The following is a 26,022-nucleotide window of genomic DNA, read 5'->3' on the forward strand; positions in this document are numbered from 1 at the left end:
TTTTGATTTGTAGTAGGATAAGAGATAATGCTCAAAAAGAAGGGAAATGCGCAAATGTCTTACAAAATGATTGTGTTAGATTTAGATGATACACTATTACGTGATGACCATTCGATCTCAGAACGTACAAAACAAGCTCTTATGTCAGCACAAGAGATGGGTGTGAAGGTCGTTCTGGCGTCTGGACGCCCTACATTCGGTATGAAGCATATTGCTGAAGAACTTTCCTTAGCGAAATACGGTAGTTTTATTCTATCTTTTAATGGTGGGAAAATATTAAACTGTCAAACGTTTGAAGAAATTTTCAGTAGCACATTAACTCCGAAAGCTGTTCATACCCTTTATGAAATTAGTCGCCGTGAAGGTGTTTATATCCATACCTATGTAGGTGATGAAATCATTACTGAAGAAGCAAATCCATATACAACAATAGAATCAGATCTGACAGGTTTACCAATTAATGTTGTTGGAAAATTTACAGATGCTGTATCAGAGCCAGTTGTTAAAGTATTGATGGTGGATGCTCCTGAAAAGTTAAAAGTGGTCGAATCAAAACTTCAAGCTGAATTAGATGAAGAATTCAGTGTGATGCGTTCAAAGCCTTTCTTTTTAGAATTTACCGAAAAAGGTGTGACGAAGGGAACAAGCTTAAATCAATTAATCCAGGTTTTAGGTATAAACCGTGATGAAGTGATTGCAATTGGTGATAGCTACAATGATTTGGCGATGATTGAATTCGCAGGTCTTGGGGTGGCAATGGGAAATGCTCCAGACGACATTAAAGAAATTGCTAATTTTGTTACAGATACAAATATGAATGATGGCGTGGCAAAAGTTGTAGAAGAGTTTGTTCTAAGTAAAATAGTCCCAGTTTAAGTAATAGAAGTCGATCTTATTAAACAATAAGGTCGGCTTCGTTTTTTGTGTTCATTTTCATTTCTAGAGATTGCCTTCACTCTATTTAATGATAATCTCTCTTTTATCATCTTTCTGCATTCGGCTTTTATATACGATTAGATAAATGATATAGTGTTAGTATAAAAAAATAATAAAACTAACATTTTTAATGGTTAACAATATAGAGGTGTAAAGATGGGGAAGAAAGTTACTATTCAGCAAATTGCCGATTATCTTGGAGTTTCTAAATATGTTGTTTCAAGAGCATTAGCTGGAAAAAGTGGTGTTAAGGAAGAAACAAGAGAAAAGGTGCTAGATACAGCAAAACAGTTAGGATACAAAACTGAAGATATCATCTTTCCAACAGAGACTAATACGGTAAATAATATTCAACATGATAGATCTGCTCAAAAGAATGTCCTTGTGGTTTTGCCAAGAAGTTATTATCAAGATTCAGTCTATTGGGGGAAAATCATAGATGGGATCTCTCTCGAATTGAATGATCTTTCACTTGGCATGGTTATTATGACAGAAACAGATAATTTTACTACTGTCATTAACCCTCAAGGTTTTATCGGTATTATCTGCGTAGGTAAACTATCAACAACAATCCTTTTAGAATTTAAAAAGTGGAAAATCCCAGTTGTATTAATTGATTCGGAAGAGCCGCTGTTTACGACAGATACAATTTTTGCAAATAATTATGATAGTAGCTATCTATTAACAAATTATTTAATAGGACTAGGTCATAAAAAAATGCAATTCATTGGTAATTATCATTATTCACGCAGCTTTTATGATCGCTGGCTTGGCTTTCGAAGTGCATTAGAGCTTCATAACATAACAGAACAATCTAACGAACAAGTTACCTTACATAATGGACTTGAGTTTGAGGACATGTATGCAAATATTAAGGCTTGGATTGAAAAAGAACTAGAGGATGGAAATGAACTTCCTACAGCATTCGTTTGTGCAAATGATTTGATCGCCCTTTATGTTATCGACTTATTAAAGGCACTAAGTTTCAATATCCCAGAAGATATATCTGTTACAGGATTTGATAATTTAGAAAACTCCTATCTTAGATCGCCTACCCTTACAACAATCCATGTTCCAAAGGAGCAGCTTGGAAGAAGAGCAGTCAAATCTTTATCTAACAAAATTAAAAATGGCAAAGATCAGCATGAAAAAGTCCTTCTTACTTGTGAAATGATCGTTAGAGAATCGACAGCGAAACCAAAAGAAAATAGTGTCTAATAAAGTATCTGGTTCCATTTAGATGTGTGAAACCTACATAAAAAATAGTAGAAACAAAGAATTAATAAGGGAATAAATACTTTTTATAGAACTTTGCCTTATCATCAGGATGCTTTCATTGGTTAGATGAAAGCAAGTCGTTGTTGATTATATAGAAGAGAAATTGTAGATTTCACAATGTCTCAAACGCATAGAAGAATCTTTTATTGTGAAGAATTGTACATAAACTACCTGTTTAAAAGAGGGAAACCAAATTCATTTGGTTTCCCTTTTTTATATGACAGAATTCTCATTATTTTCTAATCGTTTTATCATTTTTTTTTAATTTAGATGGCTTAAGGTGGAAATTAAGCCTAAATAAAAGGTGATGTTCACAAAGAAAGGGGGATAAGGCAAGGCCATGCCAACAAAATATATTTTGTGCAAATTTCAAACGTGAACCGAACAGAATTGAAATAACATCAGCAAAAACATCGGAGGGATTTAAAGTGAAAAAAAAATCTATTATTAAGCGTGGCCTTCAGTTTCTCACAGTGATGGGACTGGGCATAGTTTTATCAACGACAGGTGTTGGTGCTGCATCCAAGACCGGCCTTGGCGATACATACACGCCGGACATGTCCAATGGAGCAGACAACTTTTACAAGAGCAACAAGGTAACGATGAAGAAGGTTGAGTTTAAAAATCAATACAACATGAATGTTGTAGGGAATCTTTATATTCCCAAAGGTTTGAAGAAGCACACCAAAAATCCCGCGATTATTGTCGGGCATCCTATGGGCGCAGTAAAAGAACAAAGTTCGAATCTGTATGCCCAGAAAATGGCTGAACGGGGATTTGTTACTTTGTCCTTGGATTTGTCTTTCTGGGGAGAGAGTGAGGGTCAGCCTCGCAATGCTGTTTCGCCGGATATCTATGCCGAGGATTTCAGTGCTGCGGTGGATTTCCTGGGCACTCAGAATTTTGTTGATAGGGATCGGATTGGTGTTCTCGGGATTTGTGGCAGCGGGAGCTTTGCTATCAGCGCAGCCAAGATCGACCCGCGCATGAAAGCCATTGCGACAGTCAGTATGTACGACATGGGTGTTGCCAACCGTAATGGGCTTAAACATTCCCTGACACTTGAGCAAAGAAAAAAGATCATTGCAGAGGCAACCGAGCAACGCTATGTGGAGTTCACGGGCGGTGAAACCAAATACACCAGCGGGACAGTACATGAACTAAATGAAAACTCTACCGCTATTGAGCGTGAGTTTTATGACTTCTACCGTACTCCAAGAGGGGAATTCACTCCCAAGGGCTCGTCACCTGAACTCACGACACACCCGACGCTAACCAGTAACGTCAAGTTCATGAATTTCTACCCGTTCGAAGACATAGAGACGATTTCTCCTCGTCCGATGCTTTTCATCGCGGGTGAGAACGCTCATTCCAGAGAGTTCAGCGAAGACGCCTACAAGCTTGCAGGCGAACAGAAGGAACTCTACATTGTTCCGGGCGCAGGGCATGTGGATCTGTACGACCGGGTAAATTTAATCCCCTTTGACAAGCTCGAGTCCTTCTTCAAAGAAAATCTGAAGAAAAAATAAGGCTAGTGTTGAAGATCGTAGAGAACTTTGTGTGACAATGGTACTTTGCGTGAAACCGCAGAGTGAATCCCGCATATCTTTTCGGGATTCACTCTTTTTTGTCTGAATAGAAATTCCATAAGCTATGTAGTAACGAATAGAGAGAAGTCAGTATGAAAGTAATTCCCTTACCATCTATAGTCAATAATATTCAACTTGGATTAATAGTCAGATAGAAGGAAAGTCACGATGGATTTACGAGACAAAAAAACTTGGAGAAGGAAAATTGGATGAATCATTTGCTTTGCTGCTAGCCCTCACCCTTACTGACTGCTTGCAACAACAATGATACTGGTACAAAGGACATTTCACAACAAGATGAGAATTCCTCTGGGTCCAAGTCTGGGGAATATACGTAAATTGGCTCTAGGGTACATCTTGTTAAATTCCCTGAAGACCTTGAAAAGGGGATTGTGTTTGCCACTTACGATCGAGGAAAGATTCATGAAGACATCTATGTAAATAGTCGTGCAGAACGGAGAGGAGCTTCCAAGGGGTGTATGCTTCTTTAAATTGAGAAATAGGTTCAAAGTTAATCATTTATAATCCATTTGGTAGTTGGTCCAATGATAATTCAACTATAGAATTTCTAATTGACTATTATTTATTTATTATGGGAATCTATATTTGTGGGACACATTATGCTTTGAAATTTTTTCAAAAGCAGGAAACAAGAGCAGAACAGACAATCTAAAATTACCATAAAAGTACGATATCAAATTTGAATTTTTGGAATGGTTTTTCAGGTATAGGTTCAATAAGTGCATTTATAATCACTTCTAGATTTTTTGTTATTCTTTTTGTTATTTTCAAAGCATTTGTACGGATAAATGAGGAGGAGAAATGGTGGGAAAAGGATTTATATTCACACTTTTGTTTATATTAGGGATTTTAACGTTTCTTACAGCTTGCGGAAGTAGTAATAATGGGAGGGAAAACAATGATGATGTTACTTCAAATAAAAATTCAAGTGGTGAACAAATAGATAAAATCGATGAGCAGGAAAAACAGAATATTAAGGATTCAACAATTGATAATGGAGGTTTAGTTATTATGGAAGATGTTAAAGTCAAATTGACATTTAACAACGAGGAAGTAATTGTGAATATGTATGATAATTCAGCAAGTAGAGATTTTTTAGCTCAATTGCCGTTAACGATAACATTAGAAGATTACGTAGGTAAAGAGAAGATTAGTATTTTACAAAAAAGATTATCGACTGATAATGTGCAATCCGGAAACCAACCAAAAAAAGGAGACTTTGCTTATTTTTCTCCTTGGGGAAATTTGGCAATTTTTTATAATGGTTTTGGGGATGCCACAAATGATCTTATTATACTAGGTAATATTGAATCTGGGAAAGAAAAGCTTGCAAGTATGAGTGGTGATTTTACCGTTCAAATTGAAGAAATTAACTAATGAATTTGTCACTTAAAGAAGAGGTTTTGAAATGAAAACTCTAATTCTTGTTTTTCACCCTGACATAACTACTTCCCGTATCAATCGCCGCTTGGCGAAAGAGATTGAAAAACAAGCCACGTTACCGTTCACCATGTTTACCCTAATGAACAGATTGATGTGGCGGCCGAGCAGAGGTTATTGGAGCAGCGCGACCGCGTCGTTTTGCAATTTCCTTTCTATTGGTACAGCACCCCTTCCTTATTGAAAAATGGGAAGGTGAAGACCTTACCTACGGTTGGGCTTATGGAAGCAACGGGGATAAACTGCACGGCAAGGAGTTGCTGATTGCTGTTTCCACAGCCGGAACTGAAAAATACTATACAGCAAGCGGCAGGCATAAATATACCGTTCCGGAGCTACTACGCCCTCTTCAGGCGACTAGCAACTTGATCGGCACCCGCTATTTGACCCCATTTATAGTGTACGGAGTGGGGCAAATGTCCGAAGAAAACCTTGAACGAAGTGCAAGAGATTACGAGGCTTATGCATTGAACCCCGATATAAAAGCAATTCCTGGGAGCTAACATTGCATAACCTCGAGTCTATCTTTTGGTTAGCGACGATAGGAACTGAAGGTCGTTCTGGAGGGTTCTTTAGAGATGGAAAACAAATTACTTAGTAAACATTAGTACTTGGTCAAGAATTTGGTGTCATTATACCTGAGGATGAAACAGGGTTCCTAGCCCTTCATAATAACGGACGATCTTAGGGTTGTAACCTAACGGGCAAAACCTAAATCAAACATTCAAAAATGATTGTTTGATTTAGGTTTTTTAATTAAGTCTTTTTACCATACGAACAGTTAAGAAGTTGAGAATTTAACAGGAAATTATACTAAAAAAGAGTGGAGAAAATTGAGTTACCAAAACTTTGCGAAGGAAATAGTTCAATTGGCTCGGTAGAGAACAAAACATAATTAGTGTGATGCATTGTGCCACACGTCTGCGTTTAACATTAAAAGATCATAGTCATGCTGATAAAAAAATCTTGAAAATTCAGATGGAATTCTCAGTGTTGGAGAGAATAGTGGGCAATTTCAAGTTGTCGTTGGGAGCCATGTCTCTGAGGTTTATAAAGATGTAATAAAGATTGCAAATGTAGGTAGTACGGCAAAAGATCATCAGAAAAATCAAAGGGAAGCGTTATTGCAAAAATATTTTGGCTGTGTCACATGTGAAAAATTAGCGGCACCAGTCATTCTTCCTTCTCTTGCAACAGTAAGAAAATATCGTAAAACTCTAAATTCCATATATTCACTTCTCCTTCATAATGTTTTAGTATATACGTTTTAGAAATACCCATAAAGCATATCTTGATATAAGATATAAGTATTTGTTATATACAAAAGGAATATTTAGAATAATAACAAAGGGTAAAAACAACAGGGTTTTTTAAAACAAGTTGAATAATGAATAGTTTGAACAAAAGAATCTTTACCAAAAAAAATAAATTTGAAAAAAGAAACTAGGAGGAAAAAAATATGACTGAAAATAAGCAAGTTTGGTTTATCACGGGTTCCGGGCGCGGCATGGGTGTTGACATTACGAAGGCGGTCCTGGCTGCTGGTAATCAAGTCGTTGCGACAGGTCGAAATACTGACAGTGTTGCAAAAGCCCTTGGCGATGACGACAACTTGCTGGTCGTAAAACTAGATATTACCAGTCTCGCTGATGCTGAGGCAGCTGTCGATGCTGCGGTTGACAAGTTCGGAAAGATCGACGTACTGGTCAATAACGCCGCAAACTTCTATGGGGGTTACTTTGAGGAGTTGACCCCAGATCAAATTGAGTTGCAACTGAGGACTGCCCTAATCGGCCCAATGAATGTTACCCGGGCAGTGTTGCCTGTAATGCGCAAGCGGCGTTCCGGTCACATCATCTCGATCTCTTCAGGCGCTGGCATTTCCGGATTCGAGTTTAATTCCGCTTACGCTGCGTCTAAGTTCGGTCTTGAGGGATGGATGGAGTCGCTGCAGCCTGAGGTGTCGCCATTCGGCATCCATACCACAATTGTCAACCCAGGAATGTTCCGCACCGAGCTTCTCACGAAGGAGTCGGCGACCTACGCGGATCCTTCGATTGAGGACTACTCCGACCGCAGAGAAATAAATCAAGATGCGTTTAATGCACAGAATGGTAAGCAGGCCGGTGACTCGGCCAAGCTCGCCGAGGCATTGATCAAGATCTCAAATGAAGAACGGCCTCCACGTCGCTTCATTGCCGGCACTGACGCCGTTAGCATCGCAGAGCAAAAGATCGCTGACCTCCAAGCGCAGATCACTGCGTACCGAGACATCTCGACGTCTATGGCACACGTGGATGCATAAGGTGTCAGACGGGAAGTTAACTGAGTTCTTTGGGAAGAACCTTTAAAATAAAATGCCCCCATAGATTTTGGGTGGCATTTTATTGAAGAAAGGAGAAAGGAGCTGTTTATTTTGGCTAAACGAAATAATTTGTTGATTTTCATATTAACTATAGGAGTATTCGGTATCTTAAATACTGAAATGGGGGTTATTGGCATATTACCCTCCATTGCTGATCACTTTCATGTCAGTATATCAAAAGCAGGATGGCTGGTTAGCCTTTTTGCCCTTGCTGTTGCAGTATCCGGTCCAACCATGCCGTTATTGTTTTCGGGGATCAATCGGAAGAAGGTCATGTTACTTGTACTGGGTGTTTTCGTTTTGGGGAACATCATATCCATATTTACATCTAACTTTACCATTCTACTAATTGCTCGTATTATTCCAGCTTTTTTTCATCCTATTTATTGTTCTTTGGCATTTACAGTTGCTGCTGCCTCAGTAAGTAAAGAAGAAGCTCCAAAAGCTGTTGCTAAAGTATTCATTGGAGTATCTGCCGGAATGGTAATCGGTGTACCAGTCTCAAGCTTTATTGATAGTACTGTTTCTTTACAAATGGCGATGGTATTTTTTGCTGTTGTAACTGCTATAGCATTCATTGCTACATTACTATTTGTACCATCTATGCCGGTTGAGGAAAGACTTTCTTACGGAGCTCAATTATCGGTATTAAAAAAATCAATTACTTGGCTTTCCATTGTGTCTGTCATTTTATTAAACTCAGCCGTATTTGGAGTATATAGTTATCTTGCTGATTATCTGAAAACTGTTACGAATATGTCTTCGAATTCTATTAGTTTAATGTTATTCATCTACGGCGGAGCCAATATTATTGGAAGCATTGTCGCAGGGAAGTTACTTACTAAAAATGCGATCATATCTGTAGTGACTTTTCCATTCGCATTAGGAGCAGTTTACATCATATTATTTTTCACAGGACAGTTTACCGTACCTATGGCTATCATTACTTTAATTTGGGGAATCTTGGGTGGTATAGGAGCTAATATTACTCAATATTGGATTATGTCTGCAGCTCCCGAAGCTCCTGATTTCGCTAATGGATTATTTCTAACAGCCGCTAACTTAGGAACAACATTTGGTGCAGCTGTAGGCGGGTTATTTATCTCAGAAATGGGTACACAATATGTCGTATTGGTTGGAATCCTATCATTGATACTAAGTTTGGTAACTATTTTACTAAGAAATTATATGTATAGTCCTACAAAGCAACTCTCAGCATAAGGAGTATCCCTTTTATGATTTTTAAATGCCACTCAATCAAAGAACGAGAAATGGGGGAGTAAAATGTCACACGATAAACAAGTTGCGCTTGTAACTGGCGGGAATCGAGGAATTGGATATGAACTGGCCAAACAATTAGCTTTGAATGGTTTTAAGGTGATTTTGGCAAGTCGGGATCCAGAAATGGGTTATGAAGCTGTGCAAAAACTTAAGGAGTTTGATTTGGATGTTTCGTGTGTAGAGATGGATGTCGCCAGTCAAGAAAGCATCCATCAAGCTGCGGTTGCAATAAATGAGAAGTATGGAAGAGTAGACGTATTGATTAATAATGCAGGCGTGTATTTAGATGAGAATGAAAAGTTATTGGCTATGGACCCTTGCATTCTCGAAAAAACAATGGCAACTAATTTCTTTGGAGTTTACCATGTGATCCGTTCCTTTATTCCCCTCATGGTAAAACAAGGCTTTGGGAGGATTATTAATGTTTCCTCAGAATATGGAGCGATGAGCGAAATGTCATATCAAGGAGTAGGCGCTTATAAGTTGTCTAAATTTGCCCTAAATGGATTGACACGATTGGTAGCAGCAGAAATCAAGGAAGATATTAAAATAAACGCCGTCGATCCGGGATGGGTAAGCTCAGATATGGGTGGACCATCGGCTCTAAGAACCCCTAAGCAAGCTGCTGAGTCTATCCTTTGGTTAGCGACGATAGGACCTGAAGGACCTTCTGGCGGGTTCTTTAAAGATGGAAAACAAATCCCTTGGTAAACATTAGTAGTTATTCACGTGCATCAGTATGATATAGGTACAGCTCCATAGATGACACCTTGACTCTTGTACTTAAACAGGATAGTTCAAGTGAAAAGATTCAAAAGTTAATTCTATATTAAATAGAAAAAGGAAAATATACCTAGTGTTTTATACTAGGTATATTTTCCTTTTTCCTAAATATATTCCACAATTTCGATTAATTTAACTATTGAACGCATCTTGGTTCTATTTATAATTTTCAGGCAGATGTTGGTTTATCTTACTATGTCAAAGCAGAGGCTGCTGTCAAGGTGGCAGTGCCCTGATTTGGACGCATTGATGTGCTGGTCAAAAATCCAAGTAACTTATGGTGGCTTCTTCGAGGAATACATTATTCATAATATGTTTTTTGAAATTTTCCTATACATCTGATAAAGAATTTGAAAATTTCGCCTGAATTTCTTTTAAAAACATATCAGCAGCAGCGGAAAAAACATGATGCTTTTTCCAAACAATAGTTAAGCCAGATTCAAGTCTTGGCTCTAGTGGTCGAAAACAAAGGTTACTATCACTAGACGTATTCACTATTTTATCAAGGGTTATTGCATAACCAATACCCTCATCAACCATAATGGCAGCATTATAGGCAAGATTGTATGTAGTCACAACATTTATTTTATTAAAATCTTCACCAAACCAATCCGCAAATTCATTTTTAGAAAATGTCTGTTTCAGAGCCTGCCGTGAACAGATTACCGGAACATTTAATAAATCCACTACTTGAATGGTATCTTTGAAAGCAAGAGGACTGTCTTTCCTCATAACAACGCCCCAAACATCTTTAGCTGGGATATCGATATAATTGTATTTGGATAAATCAGCTGGTTGAATTAAAATACCAAAGTCAAGCAATCCTTTGTCAAGCCGTTCCGTCACATCGTCTTCGTTTCCGCTGTAGAGGTGATACCGGATATTTGGATAACTTAACTGTAATTCTTTTACTACCCGTGCAATCTGTCTCATAGCGTCTGTTTCCCCACCACCAATATAGACATCACCACTTATTGTTTCTTCCATGGAACTAAATTCTGCCTCTAATTTATCGATCATATCAACGATTTCTTCTGCTCTCTTTCGCAGGAGCATTCCTTCATCTGTAAGAATGACACTGTGACTACTGCGAATAAATAGTTTTTTTCTTAACTCTTGTTCAAGGTCTTTTAATTGTCTTGACAAGGTTGGCTGTGTCACATGTAATAAATTAGCGGCACCCGTCAAGCTTCCTTCTCTTGCAACAGCAAGAAAATATCGTAAAACTCTAAATTCCATATCATCACTCCTCCTTCATAATGTTTCAGTATATACGTTTCAGAAATACCCATCAAGCATATCTTGATATAAGATATAAGCATTTGCTATACGCGAAAAGCACGATAGAATAAATAACAACGGAGGCAATATGGTTCTTCACACGGATATTCTTAATAATCAGAGCATCTTCTTCTGTGATCACCAACTGGCCATCATTTTTAATTAACATTTTCTTGTAGTACAATTCTCCTTTTGTAAAAAGTATTTAAGAGCATTTTGTTCCTATTAAGAAGAATTTCAAAATATGAACCTATTAACCTTATTTTTTGAAGTTAGAAAATATAGCTAAACTTAAGAAATTATAAAAGAAAGGAGGAACTTACATGTCAAATTTAAAAGATCTTACTATCTCAAAGAAAATGATAGTAGATTTTGAACCTGCACCTAAAAAAGTATTAATTATTGAAGATGAAGCAAATATTGCGAGAATCATAAAATTAGAGCTTGAACATGAAGGATACAAGGTTGAAACAGCCGAAAACGGAATAATAGGGCTACAAAAATTTAGTAATGAACAATGGAACCTTTTATTACTGGATATTATGATGCCTAAGTTAAACGGAATGGAAGTACTTCGAAGAATTAGGGATTCAGGAGATATAACACCTATTATTTTATTAACAGCAAAGGATTCTATTCATGATAAAGTAATCGGGCTTGATCATGGAGCGAATGATTACATTACAAAACCATTTCAAATTGAGGAATTGTTGGCAAGAATTCGTGCTTGTTTTCGAATAAACCAAATGATGGAGAAAAATGAAGACGAACAAATAGTAACAGTGGCAGATTTAAAAGTTGATATAAAAACACGAATAGTAACACGTAATTCCAAGAATATTGAATTAACCCCTCGAGAATTTGATTTACTTGTTTATCTGATACAGCATCAAAACCAAGTACTAAACCGAGAGCAGATTTTAACGCGTGTTTGGGGCTTTGATTACTATGGAGAGACAAACGTCGTAGATGTATATATTAGGTACTTGCGTAAGAAAGTTGATGATTCCTTTCATTCTCCGCTTATCCATACAGTGCGTGGAATTGGATATGTCATAAAGGAGTAATGTTTTATGAATATCCGAAAGAAAATCCATTTGTATTTAACTGTTTCAGTGCTATTGATTAGCATTGCGATTAATACATCCATTTATTTTTTATTTTACTCAATAACTACGAACGATAAATTAAATCACGTTCAGTTACAGTCTGAGAATATTGCTGCTGTATTGAAACCTGTTACTAACGAGAAGTATATACATGAAATTTTGAATTCTCGATTACCATTGAATGGAATGATTCGGGTGGTGAATGAAGAGTCACATGCCATTATTACTATTACGGAGGATGAAAAATTAACAAAATTTAAACCAACATTTAATAACTCACAAACAGTTGAGTTGAAATCAATTAATGGAATTCAATATGCTGTTTCGAATTTTCCAATCATATGGCACAACGGAAATATTATGATGATAGAAGTTACAGCAAGTTTGGCATCTGCATATGAAAGTTTAAAAATCTTGAAACTTGTATTAACTGTCGCTTCACTTATTGTTCTGATTCCTTCATTTTTAGCCGGCAGAATGTTAAGCAACATTATTTTAAAACCAATCAATTCAATGATTGAAACGATGGAGGAAATTCAACGAAAGAGCATATTTAAAAAGCTTGAGTTAAAAACACAATCAAAAGATGAATTATACAAATTAGGTAGTACGTTTAATAAGATGATGGATATCTTAGCAAAAAACTTTGAAAAACAACAGCAATTCGTTTCTGATGCTTCCCATGAATTAAAAACACCGCTTACTGTTATTGAAAGCAATGCAAGCATGCTGAAACGATGGGGGATGAAAGATCAGACTCTATTAGAAGAATCTGTAGATGCAATCTATTCAGAAGCCGTCAGAATGCAAGAAATGACAAAGCAAATGCTCATGCTTGCAAATCATGATGGAGAATGGAATTTAGATATAAAAAAAGTAGACTTTGTTTCACTCAGTAAAGAGACAAGCAAATTGATGAAAAATGCTTATGGCCGACATATTTCTGTTTGTACTCCATTCGATAGAGTTATAGGAAATGCAGATATGCAAAAAATGAAGCAACTATTGTTTATCATGCTTGATAATGCCTTAAAATATAGCACATTACCAGTTGAACTTAATGTTGGATATGAGAAAGATCACGTTTTTTTCACTGTAAAGGATTATGGCATTGGCATACCAAAAGAAGATATCGCACATATATTTGATCGCTTCTACCGGGTGGATAAAGCCAGACATCGGGAAACTGGGGGAACTGGGCTAGGTTTATCAATCGCAAAACAGATTGTGGATTCTCATGAAGGAAGCATAAGTGTTGTTAGCAAAGAGGGAGAGGGAACAAGGTTTACTGTAATTTTACCGATATAACCAAATCGTTTTTCATTCATTTTATTGTGCTTAAGGAAAAATGGCATTTTTACTAAAAAAATCTCTTAAAAGGTGAAACTGTATGAATCCCAAAAAAATTGTTTTCCTTTTCATATTTCTAATCGTTTTGTCCATTATTGTTGAAGTCCATCAAATAGTTGTAGATAGAGACAAAAAGATGTTAACATCTGCAGAAATAAAAAAAAGCATTCAAACAAAATACCTAGGAGATATCAAAGATATAAAGTTAAATAAAATAGCAGAAAATAAAATGTACGTTATAGATTTGCATGGTCAGAATAGAGTATATTCGCTAAAAGTAGATGCTTATTCGGGAGAGATCTTGTATTTAAACCAAATTGAACAGGTAGCTTCTGTAAATTCTGTAAACATTGAAAACGAAGAGATAGGCTCTTTAGTTTCTGTAGAAAAAGAAGATGGAAAAATAGTCAAGAGTAACACTTACTTAGCTAGCATTAGTTCAGAGTGTCCAGTAAAAGGAATGAAAGCAAAGAAGACTTGAATATACGATCAAGATCTGAACAGTGAAAGGAAGAGCTTCCGGAATCATAGGGCTCTTCCTTTTTTGATTTCATACAAACTCTAATCCTTTTCTAATCTTTCTTTAATTTCTTTCTAATTTAAAATACTTAAACTTTAATAAGGGTTATCCAAAGGAGGAAATACAGAAATCTACAATATATAAATTTAAGATTAATATTTGAAAAGGCTCTTTTCTAAGAGATTGTTCCTTTTAAACAAAAATGATTCAAGTTGATTGTAGCGGAAGTGCGAGACTCCTGCGGTTGCATCGGGACAGGTAAGACCCCACAGGCGTTTACGCCGAGGAAGCTCACTGCCCGCCCCGCGGAAAGCGAGCATCTGGAGCGGAAATCAACCTCCGCACCACTTGGAAAATAGCAACTAAGTTTGCGAAAACAGCCTTTGAAAATATTAAAAAGGATGAGTTCTTAATGATTCTGTAAAACAAAAATAAATACGATTAGTTTGTTATTGCCAATTCAATTTTATTATGAATGTTCCTTTTGAAGTTGGCAGGTTGATAGCTGGAGTAAGAAAAAATAAAAAAGAACAAGGTTTAAAGAGGCAAGGGTATTATAAATGACTATCTAGTCAGTCCATTAACTTAATCTTAATTTCCCGATATTTTATAAAAATTTAATTGAATTCATAACTGTAGAAAATATATTGCCTTGGAGGTAGAAACGATATGAAGTCACGATTAATTAAAATTCTTGCATTACTGCTAGCCCTCACCCTTACTGCTTGCAACAACAATAATAATGAAAAAACTATGGAAAATTCCCAACAAAATCAAGAATTTGCTGAGATTGGTTCTGGGGCTCATCTTGTTAAATTTCCTGAAGACCTTGAAGAGGGAATTGTGTTTGCCACTTACGATCGAGGAGATATTCATGAAAACATCTATGTAAATAGTAGGGAAGCAATTGAAGCAGTGCAGAACGGAGAGGAGCTTCCGAGCGGCACCGTTGTCACTCTCGAAGGTTTTCGAGATGGAGAGCTTGAGCATTATTTAGTGATGGAAAAACGTACCGGCTGGGGTTCTCAGTACTCGCCTGAGGAGCGTAATGGGGAATGGGAATTCCAGGCATTTACTCCTGACAGAGAAGTGATGGAAGATGGTATTGGTGGACCAGCTATTGGACGATGCTATACCTGCCACGCAAATCAGGAAAGGGATCAATATATAAATTCGTTAGGTCGAATGAAAGAGTTTGAATTGGAAGAGATTTCACAATCACAAAACAGCAGTACAGAAACCCCAATTGCTGCTATCCATACAGAGGAATGGAAGGTAAGTGAGATATCTGCCCATATGATTAATTCTAAGGATGCAAACAAAGGAGTAAGTAGTTTAATAGATGGGGAGGAAAAAACGAAAATAATTGAGGATGTTCTTTTGAATATGTATTTACAGCAATTTAAAAGCTAATGGGTGTGTTCCCATAAAAAGATAGTTTATTGGTTCACTATTGGAACATAATGCAGTGATAAATTAATATAGAAAGAGGAAAATACGTTGAATCGTACGATGTTATTCAGGCTTGTTAATGACCTTGTTATGACAGTTCTCATGTTAATAGCAATGGCTTACTATATTACCGGAAATATGATCCATGAAGTTGTTGGAGTTGTGGTACTTGTATTATTTATCGCCCATAATTTTTTTAATCGACGTTGGTATAAAGCGATTTTAAAGGGAAAGCATAATTTTCGGCGTATTCTGCAAATCGGACTCAATCTGCTTTTTCTAGTAGCAATGGTTGTGATGATGATATGTGGAATATTAATATCCAGTGATATATTTCCCTTTATACCTGTAAATAATGACATGATCTTCCGGCAAATACATGTTCAGTCAGCCTATTGGGGATTTATCATCATGGCAGTACACATAGGATTATCATGGGGAATGATTATCAATTCAGTACGGAGGATGACGGGAATCACCGGTACTAGCCGTATTCGCACCATTGCGCTGCGTATCTTAGCTGTACTAATTGTTGCCTACGGGGTCCATTCTTCCTTCGAGGGAGAAATGGGTTCTAAGCTATTCATTTACAATCCATTTGGATGGTTCAATGATGATTCCACTATAAGGTTTTTAATTGACCACCTATCTATCATGGGAATCTATGTTGTTGGAACACATTATGCTTTGAAATTTATTCAGAAGCAAGAAAAAAGAACAGTTCAAAAAAACTGAATTAGATTTAATAGTGAGGCATAATAAATGTATTATTTGAAGTAATAGGTAAGTCCAATGACAGAATGAAAAAGTGCATTATTATATTAGTTCTTAAAGGAGATATTAATGAAAACAATTGACCATAATTGAAGAGTTAAAAAGAAAAGGAATTTATGTGAAAAAGATAAAGCTAATTTATGCAACAGCTGGTGATGTATATTAAAGGAGTTTATCTCAAGACCCTGCTACATTAGTTGGTAAACATAAGCGGTTGTAGGTATTAAAAAGACAATCCCGCTTGAAACGAATCAAGCGAGATTGTACATACATTTTCACTTTTCTATAAATCATTCATCTTCAAATAATTTTTCTCCGCGGTGGAGGCGCATTGCAATCCTTGCTGTATGTGGCATTTCTCTAGCAGTTGGGGCATGGCCTGCTAGATAACGTGTTACTGCAATGATCAACGTTTCCCTTGCATGACTAGCAAGCTCGGAATCCTCAATTTCCCAATGTTCATGTTCGACCATCACCGCTTCAAACATTTGAAACGAATGAAACTCTGCATCCTCTCTTAGTAAAGCGTGCCCGAGTGTATTGAAGAGTTCACTCTTATTACCTCCGCGTGCCAGGTAATTCACTACCCAACGTGCTGATTCTGCAACCTGCTGTTGTTTATTCATCATCTCCAATAATTCTGAAGGATTTTGCGGTTCAGCTTCTACATCCTTTGGTTCCGGTCTTCGTGCAGATGGTAAATTGAGAAAACGATCTTGATAGACACTCATTGCTCCATGGAAAACAGCTCGGGTTAATTCAGGTGTGGTTGAGCGCCTTAACGATTCATGTAATGCATGCGCGTGTGTAAAAGTATGAAGTACGGTAATCCAATCTCTGAAATCATTTTGTACATGGAAACGGGAAATCCGTTCCGCGGCCGCCAAAGCTACGAGCTGGGCCAAACGGGCAGGGGAGACTCCATTTCTAAGTGCATCCAACATCATATTTACCGTTATTAAAGCATCATCTGATAAAATTTGTTCAACCAATGCTGCTTCATCCACTTCAGTTTCCTCTATTGATGATGCATTAGCAAGAATATCAGGTAATTTTTTAAACGCTTCTATTAATGGTTTGACCAAGTCAACAGGTGATTGCCAGCTATGAGATTCTTCACTACGGGATACATTACCGAGACCAGGTAACAATGATGATAATACATATGGTCGGTGCTCAAAACCAATCTGCTCGAGAATCTCGAATGCTTTATTATGAAAATCGAGCGTATGCCCTGTATTTACATAAAAATGATCCGTGATTGCTGTCATCATCATGTCAGCAATCTGCTCGTTTGTGAAGTCTAATTCAATCGTCGTCAAGAGTACTCGTTCAGCTCCCTGTGGATCACGAACTTCCACACAATGACGATACCATTCTGCTAATTGTTCAAATGATTGGGTATTCATTTCATCTGTGACAGGAAGGGACCCGAGTAAAAAGCGTGTTCCCATTCCAGAACTTTCGCGTGAAACATGAAAGAGACCTTGGAACAATGCTAAAATCTGACCAGTTTTATCTAATTTAGGCAATACATTTGTCATCGCTGTTAAAATTGTCAAACCAGAGCCCCAGCCGCTTTGATGATGTTTCGTTCCGAAGTCGATACCAACCTTTGCAATCTCAGTCGCTGGAAAACCAGCTTCCATCAATCCGACAACCGATTTAGCGATGACAAGACTTAAATTTTGCTCAAGACCTTCACGTAATCGCTGCCTTAATTTTTCGATTGTTACTTTATTATAAGGAACAGGATGTACCCAAACCTCATCTTCCTTAATCTCGACAGGGTAAGTAGGGACATCATCTGCCCATGGATCCAAGGTTCCACCGCTTTTTATATCAAAGCGAGCATGGTGCCAGTGACACGTTAAAATCCCATCACATAAGCTTCCTGTATGGAGGGGGAAGCCCATATGAGGACAACGGTTATCAACCGCATAGACTTGTTTTTCGTGAACAAATATTGCAATTGCATGACTTCCACCTTTTATTACCTTTGCACCTACATCTTCAAGTTTCTTTAATGAACCTGCATAAATTAATTCTGACATAAGTATCACTCTCCCGTAAAATAGAGTTCAATAGACCCTCTAAATAAGGATAAATTGAGGGCTTACAAAAACTGTTATCTACTATTTTATATTAAAGATGGGATGAAGTAATCCTTCATAAGTTGAGACTTATCTCACCCAAAAGTCTGATACTTGTTAAGAAAAACCGGTAAAAAAAGGGGGGTTAAATACCAAAATCAAGCAAACCTTATCAAGCCGTTCATTCACATCGTCTGAGTTTCCGCTGTACAGCTGATACCGTATATTTGGATAAGGTAATTGTAAATCTTTTACTACCCGTGCAAACTGTCTCATGGCGTCTGTTTCCCCCACCTATATAGACATCACCACTTGTTTCTACCATAGAACTAAATTCAACACCTAATTTATTGACCATATCAACGATTTCTTCTGCGCATATAGCTTATCGTTTTCACCTGCTTTAATTTTAGGAACAATCATAGGTATTAAAATAGGTAATAAAGTAGGGCAAGAATTGTTTAACAAATTGACACTATTATTAATAATTGTTTCAGGCTTATCAGCAATCTTTTCGGCTCTTAAATGAGCACGTAATTGGATTTCTTTTATGAAAACCTAGAAGATAATAAAATTTAGGCTGTTTTCGCAAACGTTGTAAATTCCATCATTTAATAAGGCTAACTCATTTTGAGTTTAGTCTTTTTTTTATAGAAATTAATAAACTTAGTAAAGGTGCTATCCATCTGGATGAATGTGTAAGAAAATCTAACGTTTCCATAAGTTTATATGATGAGATTTTATGGATTATATCCAAATTTCAGGAAGGGATTTATCGTTTATGCACAATGACAAATAAGAAAATTGTTATTATGATAAATATAACTAACAAACGTTGTGATTAAAAGTAACATAGGGGATATTGGAGAGTGTTGATTCAGTCGAAAGGGGGAAGAGTAATGCAAATACTAATAAAAAATGCAGAAATTATTACAATGAATGAACAGACAGATATTGTTTATGGTGATCTTTTGATAGAAGATGATAGAATTGCGCAGATCTCTAAATGTATTGAAGGGATATTGCCTGATAGAATCATAGATGCAACAGGTAAGACAATTATTCCTGGATTCATTCAAAGTCATATTCATCTTTGTCAAACATTATTTAGAGGTCAGGGTGATGATTTAGAGCTTTTAGACTGGTTATCTAAGAGGATATGGCCACTTGAAGCTGCACATGATGAAGAATCTATCTACTATTCTGCGATGTTAGGTATTGGAGAGCTTATTCAAAGTGGTACAACATCAATCATCGATATGGAAACGGTTCGCCATACAGATTTTGCGTTTAGAGCTATTGAAGAAAGTGGAATCCGAGCTCTAGCAGGGAAAGTAATGATGGATCAAGGGGACAATGTTCCTGTTAATCTATTAGAAAAAACAAATGAATCGATTCAAGAAAGTGTTGACTTGTTGGAAAAATGGAACAATTACGATAATGGTCGTATTCAATACGCTTTTTCACCTAGATTTGTCATTTCATGTACTGAAGATTTGTTAACTGAGGTGAGGGATTTATCTAATCAATATCAAGTGATGGTTCATACTCATGCTTCAGAAAATTTAAAAGAAATTGAAATTGTCGAAAATGAACGTGGGATGAGAAATGTCGTTTATTTAGATCATCTAGGCTTAGCGAGCCCTAGGTTAATTTTAGCTCATTGTATATGGTTGGATGACAATGAAAAACGGATTATTCGCGAGAAAGGTGTGAAGGTTAGTCATTGTCCTGGTTCAAACTTAAAGCTTGCCTCAGGTATTGCTGAAACACCTGATATGCACGATAAAGGAATATGTTTAAGTCTTGGTGCAGATGGAGCTCCATGTAACAATAATTTGGATATGTTTAATGAAATGCGATTAACAGCTCTTATTCAAAAACCAATTCATGGTCCAACAGCAATGGATGCTAAAAAGGTTTTCCGTATGGCGACAATGGGTGGAGCAGCAGCGATGGGATTAGAAAAAGAGATTGGTAGCTTAGAGGTTGGGAAAAAAGCAGATGTTGTTATTTTGGATTTAAATAATTTCCATACATACCCATCAACAGATGTCGATCCTATTTCAAGAATCGTCTATTCAGCTACAAGAGGTGATGTGGAAACGACGATAATTAATGGAAAAGTGGTTATGGAAAATCGAATCATAAAGACGATTGATAAATCGGTCGTTTTAAAGGAAGCAAATAAAGCGATTAAACGTTTATTAAACAGATTGCCTAAGGGGAACTTTACGATCAGATAATAGAAATAGATGATGAGAGGGGGGTAAAACATGCGTACGGACATATATGAAATACTCGATACGGTTTGTGATTCTTCTTGTAAAAGTGTTTTAGCAACAATTATTGATGTTCAAGGCTCAGCATATCAAAGGGCTGGAGCGTTGATGTTGTTTCAAGAGAATGGTAAGCAAGTAGGGCTTTTAAGTGGAGGGTGTCTTGAGCAAGACCTATTTGCACGAGTAAATGATTTCTTATATGATCCGAATCCGAACTCAACAATTGTTACATATGACCTCACGGATGAAGATGACTTGTCATGGGGACAGGGTGCTGGCTGTAATGGGATTATAAAGGTTTTGGTAGAGCCGGTTACATCGCTTCTTAAAGAAGATTTAAAGAAAGTAAGGGAACTTGTTAACCGTGGTGTTGATGTAACATATGCAAAAAGAATCTCGATGCAGGGCAAAGTAATGGAGTACCTTTTTTTTACGGCAGAGGGGGGATTTTTTGGTCAATGGCATGGTCAACGGCCAACCTTTCCTCCGGATGAAAGTACTCAATTGCTGCAAAGAGATCAAAATTTGTATTATATACAGAAGATTATGGCAAGACCAAGGCTTTTTATATATGGAGCTGGAGTGGATGTGATTCCTCTCGCGCAACTAGCACATCTTACAGGTTTTCAAGTGATTGTTGTTGATTGGCGACCCGCCTTTTGTAACGAAATTTATTTTCCATTTGTTTATAAAACGTACATTGCTTCACCTTCTGAATTTGCTCAATCCATTTCCTTTTCTACTTCTGATTCAATTGTTTTGATGACCCATAATTATGAAAAAGATCATCAACTTATCCAATTATTGCTTGGAAAGAAAATTGCATATTTAGGAATTTTAGGTTCAAAGGTTCGTGCGGAAAAACTTTTAAAGGGTATAAGGATTCCTGAGTGGATTCATTTTCCTGTTGGTTTAGCAATCGGAGCAGAAGGGCCTCAAGAGATAGCGATAAGTATTATGGCTGAGCTCATTCAAAATAAAGCAAGGAGGTTGGCGGTTGCTTTATGAAGAACATCATTGGGATTTATCTTGCTGCAGGTAGTAGTAAGCGAATGGGAAAATGTAAATTATCTTTACCATTATCAGTAAAACCTCTCGGTACAATTGCGTTGAAAGAGATTATGCAATCAAATATTGATCATTTTTTAGTTGTGACAAATGATTTTAATGCAGTATGGCTTAATTCTGCAGATGATCTCCACGCTTATCCAAATAAATGGGAAAATATCGTAAGTTTACAAGCGCATTTAGGTCAATCTTTTTCACTTAAGGCGGGTATAAGGCGTGCTTTACAATTAGGTGCAGAGTCTATTGTTGTCTTTCTTGCAGATCAACCATTTGTAACATCTGGATTGATTAATCGATTAATCAATGAAGCGAGAAATGAACACGATTATGTTGCATCTGCTGTTGGTGGGGTATTGAAGCCACCGATAATATTTAATCTTAAAGCACTTGCTAAGATCATGACAATTCGTGGTGATGAAGGAGCGCGTAGTTTGTTGAAGAATGGTACTTTAACAGGAACGAGCATTGAGGTAAATTCAGATCAGCTATTCGATATAGATACAGTAGAGGATTATGAATATGCAAGGTCTTTCTATTTAAGAAACTCTAATAAAATTTCTTAAGCTACTCATAGCTAGAAGTTCTCCTTACTTGTGCTTATCCCTAATTATGCTTTAGTCGATTTTTTAGTCATTCACTTAAGGACATTTCAGGAGGGATAGGTGATCACGGTGAAAAATGAGATGGCTGATATAACGAAATCAGATATTTTAGTTGAACATCCACGTCTCATTCAGGATGCGATGAGGTTGAGAGAATTAGGTGGTGTTTTTATCGCAGGAGGAACACTTATCCAGCTTAATTGGGAAGCTGGCCAACCGCTTTCAACGACATTAATAAACTTAGAACCAATTACAGAGTTAAAAGGGATAGAGTATATTGAGCGAGGGGATTCTTCATTCGTAGAAATAGGTGCACTAACGACAATTTCTGAATGTATAGAAAATCCAATTATCAATGAACATGCACAATTACTTGTTGAGGCATGTAAAAAGATTGCAGCGCCTGCTGTCCGAAATCGGGCAACACTTGGTGGGAATATTGCGAGTGGTATCGGTGATTCCATTCCTGCTCTGCTTGTTTTAGATGCTGAATTGACTATAAGAATTCAAAACGAAACAAAGGTTATAAAATTATGGGGATTGCTTAGCTTACTAAAGGATACACCACACCTTAACTATCTATTGCTATTAATTCGTATTCCGTGTCAAAAGAAGGGAGAACAAGCCTTTTTTAAGAAAGTGGGAAGAAGAGAAGCGTTTACACCAGCTTTGGTAACAATTTGTGCGCAATGGAGGCGAATAAGTGCTAAGCGATTGGAGTATATTCGAATCGCTGTCGGTGGTGGTAACAATGATCCTTGTCGACTAATTGTAGTTGAAAAAATATTAGAAACAAATGATTTTGATGATAATTTACTAAGATCTCTTTACCTAGAAATTGTTGATGAAATCAATTCCTACTCTGATCCTTTTATAACGGAGACATATCGCAAGCAGGTAGCAGCAAATTTACTTGTTGCTGAATTAATGAACATTTTTTGTGATAAGGAAGGATGAGATATGTGAAATTGATAAGAGATAATTTTCAAGAAAAATGGAAAATCCGTCCTGATGGATATGATAAGGTAACAGGATCTCTTAAATATTTAACTGATTATTCTTTTTCAGGGATGCTCTATGGAAAAGTGTTACGGAGTTCTTATCCTCATGCTAAAATTTTATCGATTTCAACAACTGAAGCAGAACAATTAGAGGGAGTTTTTGCTGTCGTTACTCATAAGGATGTAGTTGGTATGAATCGATTTGGGTTAATATTTCCAGATCAACCGGTTTTTTGTGAAGATGTTGTTCGGTATGTGGGGGATGCAGTGGCAGCTGTAGCGGCTGAAACTGAAGAAATTGCTGATAAGGCGATCAAGTTGATTGAGGTTGAGTATGAAATACTTGAAGTTATTGATAAACCTGAAAAGGCTTTGATCGATTCTGCGGTTAAACTACATCCGGGAGGGAATATCCTTCATCGTGCAGGCTATAAAAGTAGCGATGATGTCATGAATGCAATTAAAGAGTGCCCGTATATTGTTGAGGAAACATATGAAACACCGAGACAAATGCATGCGTATATGGAAACTGAGGGTGGTGTCGTTGTTCCAGAAGCGGATGGTAAAATCACAGTATATGCTGCGACACAGCACGGATTCAAGGATCGTATGCAGTTGGCTAGAATTTTGGCAATGCCAGAAAGTGATATTCGTGTCATTTCAAGTCCAATCGGAGGCTCATTCGGTGGGAAGGATGAGTTGAATATCCAACCATATGCGGCATTGCTTGCAATAAAGTCAAATAGACCAGTGAAACTTCATAACAAGCGAAATGAATCTGTCAAAGCGGGAATAAAACGTCACCCAATGAAAATTAAAATGATTACAGGTGCAAAAGCAAATGGTTTGTTAGTTGGTCATTTTGTTAGAATCACTGCTGATACAGGTGCATATGCCACGTTAGGACCAGCTGTATTGGATTTTGCAGTAGAGCATTCGACTGGTCCATATCGAATTCAAAATGTTGATATCGAAGGGATTTCAGTATTTACGAATAACGGGGTTTCAGGTGAGTTTAGGGGTTTTGGCGGTAATCAAGTAACCTTTGCTTTAGAATCACAAATTGATAGACTTGCAGAAATACTAAATATTGATCCTTTAAAATTACGAGAGATGAATATTAGAAAGGCAGATGACTTAGGGCCACTTGGTCAACGGATTGTTGCGAATGATGGAGCGAAAAATGTTCTGAAGATGATTAAGTCCTCCCCTATTTTTTCAACTCCTCTAAATTTACAAGATAATTGGAGTTTAAGGGGAAAAGGTGCTGCTATCACCATGCATGGTGGTGGGCTTGGCTTTGGAAGGCCAGATCCATCTGGTGCCCGCCTTTCTCTAACGGAAGAGGGGAAGATTGAAATAGCGTTTGGTTTTGAAGAGTTTGGACAAGGGTTACTTGCAACAGTTGAAATATTGCTGACAGATATGCTTGGTTGTGCGAAAGAAGATGTAAAAATCGTTATTGGAGATACTGGGTTAGTTCCTGCCTCAGGCTCCTCGACTGCCTCTCGTTCAACAAATATGATCTGGCAGGGTATGAATAAATTGAAAGGACCGTGGAAAAACAAACTGCTAAATGCAGCGTCACGCCTTACTGGGATTGCAGAGGAGCTTCTGATGCTCGGTGCAAATGGTGTTTGGAAAAAAGGTGAAAAGAGTGAGATTTTGATCACCTATAAAGAACTTGCGAACAGCTTGAAAACGGAGCTTCCTGTTTGTTCAACACAATTTCATTTTCCGACAACTCCTGATGCGGTTATTGGCGGGCATTATATACACACGTATGCAGCCGTTGCAGTTGAGGTTGAAGTGAATCAATTAACAGGTCAAATTAAGGTGACAAAGCTTGATCATGCTGTTGCAGCAGGTCCTGTCGTCAATCCACTAGGCTATTTAGGACAAATTGAGGGTGGGGCCATTATGGGACTAGGTTTTACTCTATTTGAAGATTCGCTAATGGAAAACGCTTGTTATCATACTGAGAATTTTGATTCGTACATTATTCCAACGATAAGGGACATCCCTCTTTCGACTAATGTTGATGTTGATGAATCCTTAATGGAAAACGATGTGTTCGGGCCTAGAGGTGTTGGTGAAATTGGCACTGTTGCTGTTGCTCCAGCAATTACCGCAGCAATTCATGATGCGTGCGGATTATGGGTCAAGAAGCTACCTGTTTCTTCTGAAGAAATATTGAATGCTCTTCAGACGACTTCATTTTCGTTTTATAAACAGGGGGTATCTGAATGAAAATTGATAGGTTTGAAAATAGTACAAATGATAGAATACTAGAAAATAAGATTGCATTAAACATAACAATTAATGGTCGATTGTACAGTCTTATTGTACCCCCTACCTATCGATTAGTTGACCTTTTACGTAAAGATTTAGAATTAACCGGAACAAAAACATCCTGTGAAATAGGTAGGTGTGGTTCGTGTTCCGTTTTAATGAACGGAAATGTGGTTAATTCTTGTTTAGTTATGGCTTATCAAGCCAATGGTATGGTAATCGAAACAATCGAACAGGTTTCACAAGAGAATCTCCACCCGATCCAACAAGCGTTTTTGGAGGAAGGTGCCCTTCAATGTGGGTATTGTACACCGGGTATGATTATTGCCTTAAAATCATTGTTAGACAAAAATAATCAGCCAACAGAAGAAGAAGTGCTCGACTATTTATGTGGTAATCTTTGTAGATGTACGGGGTACAATGGAATTCTTCGAGCGGTTCAGCGTTATAAAAATGAATCTTCGGCTATTTTTGACAATAAAACCTTAGAGTGAAAAAGGTCCAC

Annotated in this window: 21 protein-coding genes and 3 pseudogenes; 20 read left to right on the forward strand and 4 right to left on the reverse strand. The window is 37.2% G+C overall.

The features are described 5' to 3' along the window. Positions 1–54: 54 nt before the first annotated feature. From WCV66_RS14680 to WCV66_RS14705, 6 genes and pseudogenes are all read left to right on the forward strand, one after another. Positions 55–876, forward strand: coding sequence for a Cof-type HAD-IIB family hydrolase (locus WCV66_RS14680; protein WP_338789456.1), 822 nt, complete (start codon positions 55–57; stop codon positions 874–876). Between the two features lie 216 nt (positions 877–1,092). Further along, entirely contained in the window at positions 1,093–2,154 is a 1,062-nt protein-coding gene (locus WCV66_RS14685; protein WP_338785858.1) for a LacI family DNA-binding transcriptional regulator, read from the forward strand. A 488-nt stretch (positions 2,155–2,642) separates the two neighbouring features. Beyond that, on the forward strand, positions 2,643–3,743 hold the full coding sequence (locus tag WCV66_RS14690; protein WP_338785859.1) for an alpha/beta hydrolase: 1,101 nt from the start codon (positions 2,643–2,645) through the stop codon (positions 3,741–3,743). An 885-nt stretch (positions 3,744–4,628) separates the two neighbouring features. Next, positions 4,629–5,201, forward strand: coding sequence for a cyclophilin-like fold protein (locus WCV66_RS14695; protein WP_338785860.1), 573 nt, complete (start codon positions 4,629–4,631; stop codon positions 5,199–5,201). A gap of 31 nt (positions 5,202–5,232) precedes the next feature. Then, positions 5,233–5,767 (forward strand): annotated as a pseudogene (locus tag WCV66_RS14700) (NAD(P)H-dependent oxidoreductase). Positions 5,768–6,167: 400 nt separating this feature from the next. Continuing rightward, positions 6,168–6,326 (forward strand): PTS transporter subunit EIIB, encoded by a 159-nt coding sequence (locus WCV66_RS14705; RefSeq protein WP_338785861.1) that lies wholly within the window; start codon positions 6,168–6,170, stop codon positions 6,324–6,326. A gap of 76 nt (positions 6,327–6,402) precedes the next feature. Here the strand turns inward: WCV66_RS14705 and WCV66_RS26830 are convergent. Continuing rightward, positions 6,403–6,492, reverse strand: a pseudogene (locus WCV66_RS26830) (LysR family transcriptional regulator); the annotation flags it as partial. Between the two features lie 231 nt (positions 6,493–6,723). Here WCV66_RS26830 and WCV66_RS14710 point away from each other — a divergent pair. The 3 genes from WCV66_RS14710 to WCV66_RS14720 all read left to right on the forward strand — a co-directional run bounded on the left by WCV66_RS14710 (position 6,724) and on the right by WCV66_RS14720 (position 9,621). Next, the gene (locus tag WCV66_RS14710) at positions 6,724–7,569 is read left to right on the forward strand and encodes an SDR family NAD(P)-dependent oxidoreductase (RefSeq protein ID WP_338785862.1); all 846 of its coding nucleotides are present in this window, start codon (positions 6,724–6,726) and stop codon (positions 7,567–7,569) included. 111 nt (positions 7,570–7,680) lie between these two features. Next, on the forward strand, positions 7,681–8,850 hold the full coding sequence (locus tag WCV66_RS14715) for an MFS transporter (RefSeq protein WP_338785863.1): 1,170 nt from the start codon (positions 7,681–7,683) through the stop codon (positions 8,848–8,850). Between the two features lie 63 nt (positions 8,851–8,913). Further along, positions 8,914–9,621 (forward strand): SDR family oxidoreductase, encoded by a 708-nt coding sequence (locus WCV66_RS14720; RefSeq protein WP_338785864.1) that lies wholly within the window; start codon positions 8,914–8,916, stop codon positions 9,619–9,621. 402 nt (positions 9,622–10,023) lie between these two features. Here WCV66_RS14720 and WCV66_RS14725 read toward each other — a convergent pair whose 3' ends face one another. Beyond that, entirely contained in the window at positions 10,024–10,932 is a 909-nt protein-coding gene (locus tag WCV66_RS14725; RefSeq protein WP_338785865.1) for a LysR family transcriptional regulator, read from the reverse strand. A 401-nt stretch (positions 10,933–11,333) separates the two neighbouring features. On the opposite strand from WCV66_RS14725, the gene WCV66_RS14730 reads away from it, so the two are divergent. The 5 genes from WCV66_RS14730 to WCV66_RS14750 all read left to right on the forward strand — a co-directional run bounded on the left by WCV66_RS14730 (position 11,334) and on the right by WCV66_RS14750 (position 16,140). Next, positions 11,334–12,041 carry a response regulator transcription factor gene (locus WCV66_RS14730; protein WP_338789457.1) on the forward strand — a complete coding sequence of 236 codons (708 nt, stop codon included), beginning with the start codon at positions 11,334–11,336 and terminating at the stop codon, positions 12,039–12,041. A 6-nt stretch (positions 12,042–12,047) separates the two neighbouring features. Beyond that, positions 12,048–13,391 carry an ATP-binding protein gene (locus WCV66_RS14735; protein ID WP_338785866.1) on the forward strand — a complete coding sequence of 448 codons (1,344 nt, stop codon included), beginning with the start codon at positions 12,048–12,050 and terminating at the stop codon, positions 13,389–13,391. A gap of 82 nt (positions 13,392–13,473) precedes the next feature. After that, positions 13,474–13,914, forward strand: a complete 441-nt coding sequence (locus tag WCV66_RS14740; protein ID WP_338785867.1) for a hypothetical protein — start codon at positions 13,474–13,476, stop codon at positions 13,912–13,914. Positions 13,915–14,622: 708 nt separating this feature from the next. Continuing rightward, a complete protein-coding gene (locus tag WCV66_RS14745) occupies positions 14,623–15,366 on the forward strand; it encodes a cytochrome P460 family protein (RefSeq protein ID WP_338785868.1) in 744 nt (247 codons plus the stop codon). 87 nt (positions 15,367–15,453) lie between these two features. Continuing rightward, positions 15,454–16,140 carry a DUF4405 domain-containing protein gene (locus WCV66_RS14750; RefSeq protein ID WP_338785869.1) on the forward strand — a complete coding sequence of 229 codons (687 nt, stop codon included), beginning with the start codon at positions 15,454–15,456 and terminating at the stop codon, positions 16,138–16,140. A 329-nt stretch (positions 16,141–16,469) separates the two neighbouring features. On the opposite strand, the gene WCV66_RS14755 is transcribed toward WCV66_RS14750, so the two are convergent. Both WCV66_RS14755 and WCV66_RS14760 read right to left on the reverse strand, forming a co-directional pair. Next, on the reverse strand, positions 16,470–18,233 hold the full coding sequence (locus WCV66_RS14755; RefSeq protein WP_338785870.1) for a Rieske (2Fe-2S) protein: 1,764 nt from the start codon (positions 18,231–18,233) through the stop codon (positions 16,470–16,472). Positions 18,234–18,420: 187 nt separating this feature from the next. Further along, positions 18,421–18,648: pseudogene (locus tag WCV66_RS14760) on the reverse strand (LysR family transcriptional regulator); the annotation flags it as partial. A 523-nt stretch (positions 18,649–19,171) separates the two neighbouring features. Between WCV66_RS14760 and WCV66_RS14765 the strand changes: the two are divergent. The 6 genes from WCV66_RS14765 to WCV66_RS14790 all read left to right on the forward strand — a co-directional run bounded on the left by WCV66_RS14765 (position 19,172) and on the right by WCV66_RS14790 (position 26,011). Then, a complete protein-coding gene (locus WCV66_RS14765) occupies positions 19,172–20,518 on the forward strand; it encodes a 5'-deoxyadenosine deaminase (protein WP_338785872.1) in 1,347 nt (448 codons plus the stop codon). Positions 20,519–20,548: 30 nt separating this feature from the next. After that, positions 20,549–21,562 carry an XdhC family protein gene (locus WCV66_RS14770; RefSeq protein WP_338785873.1) on the forward strand — a complete coding sequence of 338 codons (1,014 nt, stop codon included), beginning with the start codon at positions 20,549–20,551 and terminating at the stop codon, positions 21,560–21,562. Beyond that, positions 21,559–22,185 (forward strand): nucleotidyltransferase family protein, encoded by a 627-nt coding sequence (locus WCV66_RS14775; protein WP_338785874.1) that lies wholly within the window; start codon positions 21,559–21,561, stop codon positions 22,183–22,185. The genes WCV66_RS14770 and WCV66_RS14775 overlap by 4 nt, the downstream gene beginning before the upstream one ends. 99 nt (positions 22,186–22,284) lie before the next feature. Next, entirely contained in the window at positions 22,285–23,181 is an 897-nt protein-coding gene (locus WCV66_RS14780) for an FAD binding domain-containing protein (RefSeq protein ID WP_338785875.1), read from the forward strand. Positions 23,182–23,186: 5 nt separating this feature from the next. Then, a complete protein-coding gene (pucD, locus tag WCV66_RS14785) occupies positions 23,187–25,475 on the forward strand; it encodes a xanthine dehydrogenase subunit D (protein ID WP_338785876.1) in 2,289 nt (762 codons plus the stop codon). Then, positions 25,472–26,011, forward strand: coding sequence for a (2Fe-2S)-binding protein (locus WCV66_RS14790; protein ID WP_338785877.1), 540 nt, complete (start codon positions 25,472–25,474; stop codon positions 26,009–26,011). Before pucD ends, WCV66_RS14790 begins: the two co-directional genes overlap by 4 nt. Positions 26,012–26,022: the final 11 nt, after the last annotated feature.

It is taken from the genome of Metabacillus rhizosphaerae, from assembly GCF_037201795.1.
GTDB lineage: Bacteria > Bacillota > Bacilli > Bacillales > Bacillaceae > Metabacillus > Metabacillus rhizosphaerae.

What these genes read in the sequence shown, in the direction of transcription:
- WCV66_RS14680 (WP_338789456.1), top strand. Translation starts at nt 55, where the DNA reads ATGTCTTACAAAATGATTGTGTTAGATTTAGATGATACACTATTACGT.
- WCV66_RS14685 (WP_338785858.1), top strand. Translation starts at nt 1,093, where the DNA reads ATGGGGAAGAAAGTTACTATTCAGCAAATTGCCGATTATCTTGGAGTT.
- WCV66_RS14705 (WP_338785861.1), top strand. Translation starts at nt 6,168, where the DNA reads ATGCATTGTGCCACACGTCTGCGTTTAACATTAAAAGATCATAGTCAT.
- WCV66_RS14710 (WP_338785862.1), top strand. Translation starts at nt 6,724, where the DNA reads ATGACTGAAAATAAGCAAGTTTGGTTTATCACGGGTTCCGGGCGCGGC.
- WCV66_RS14720 (WP_338785864.1), top strand. Translation starts at nt 8,914, where the DNA reads ATGTCACACGATAAACAAGTTGCGCTTGTAACTGGCGGGAATCGAGGA.
- WCV66_RS14725 (WP_338785865.1), bottom strand. Translation starts at nt 10,932, where the DNA reads ATGGAATTTAGAGTTTTACGATATTTTCTTGCTGTTGCAAGAGAAGGA.
- WCV66_RS14730 (WP_338789457.1), top strand. Translation starts at nt 11,334, where the DNA reads ATGATAGTAGATTTTGAACCTGCACCTAAAAAAGTATTAATTATTGAA.
- WCV66_RS14735 (WP_338785866.1), top strand. Translation starts at nt 12,048, where the DNA reads ATGAATATCCGAAAGAAAATCCATTTGTATTTAACTGTTTCAGTGCTA.
- WCV66_RS14740 (WP_338785867.1), top strand. Translation starts at nt 13,474, where the DNA reads ATGAATCCCAAAAAAATTGTTTTCCTTTTCATATTTCTAATCGTTTTG.
- WCV66_RS14745 (WP_338785868.1), top strand. Translation starts at nt 14,623, where the DNA reads ATGAAGTCACGATTAATTAAAATTCTTGCATTACTGCTAGCCCTCACC.
- WCV66_RS14755 (WP_338785870.1), bottom strand. Translation starts at nt 18,233, where the DNA reads ATGTCAGAATTAATTTATGCAGGTTCATTAAAGAAACTTGAAGATGTA.
- WCV66_RS14765 (WP_338785872.1), top strand. Translation starts at nt 19,172, where the DNA reads ATGCAAATACTAATAAAAAATGCAGAAATTATTACAATGAATGAACAG.
- WCV66_RS14770 (WP_338785873.1), top strand. Translation starts at nt 20,549, where the DNA reads ATGCGTACGGACATATATGAAATACTCGATACGGTTTGTGATTCTTCT.
- WCV66_RS14775 (WP_338785874.1), top strand. Translation starts at nt 21,559, where the DNA reads ATGAAGAACATCATTGGGATTTATCTTGCTGCAGGTAGTAGTAAGCGA.
- WCV66_RS14790 (WP_338785877.1), top strand. Translation starts at nt 25,472, where the DNA reads ATGAAAATTGATAGGTTTGAAAATAGTACAAATGATAGAATACTAGAA.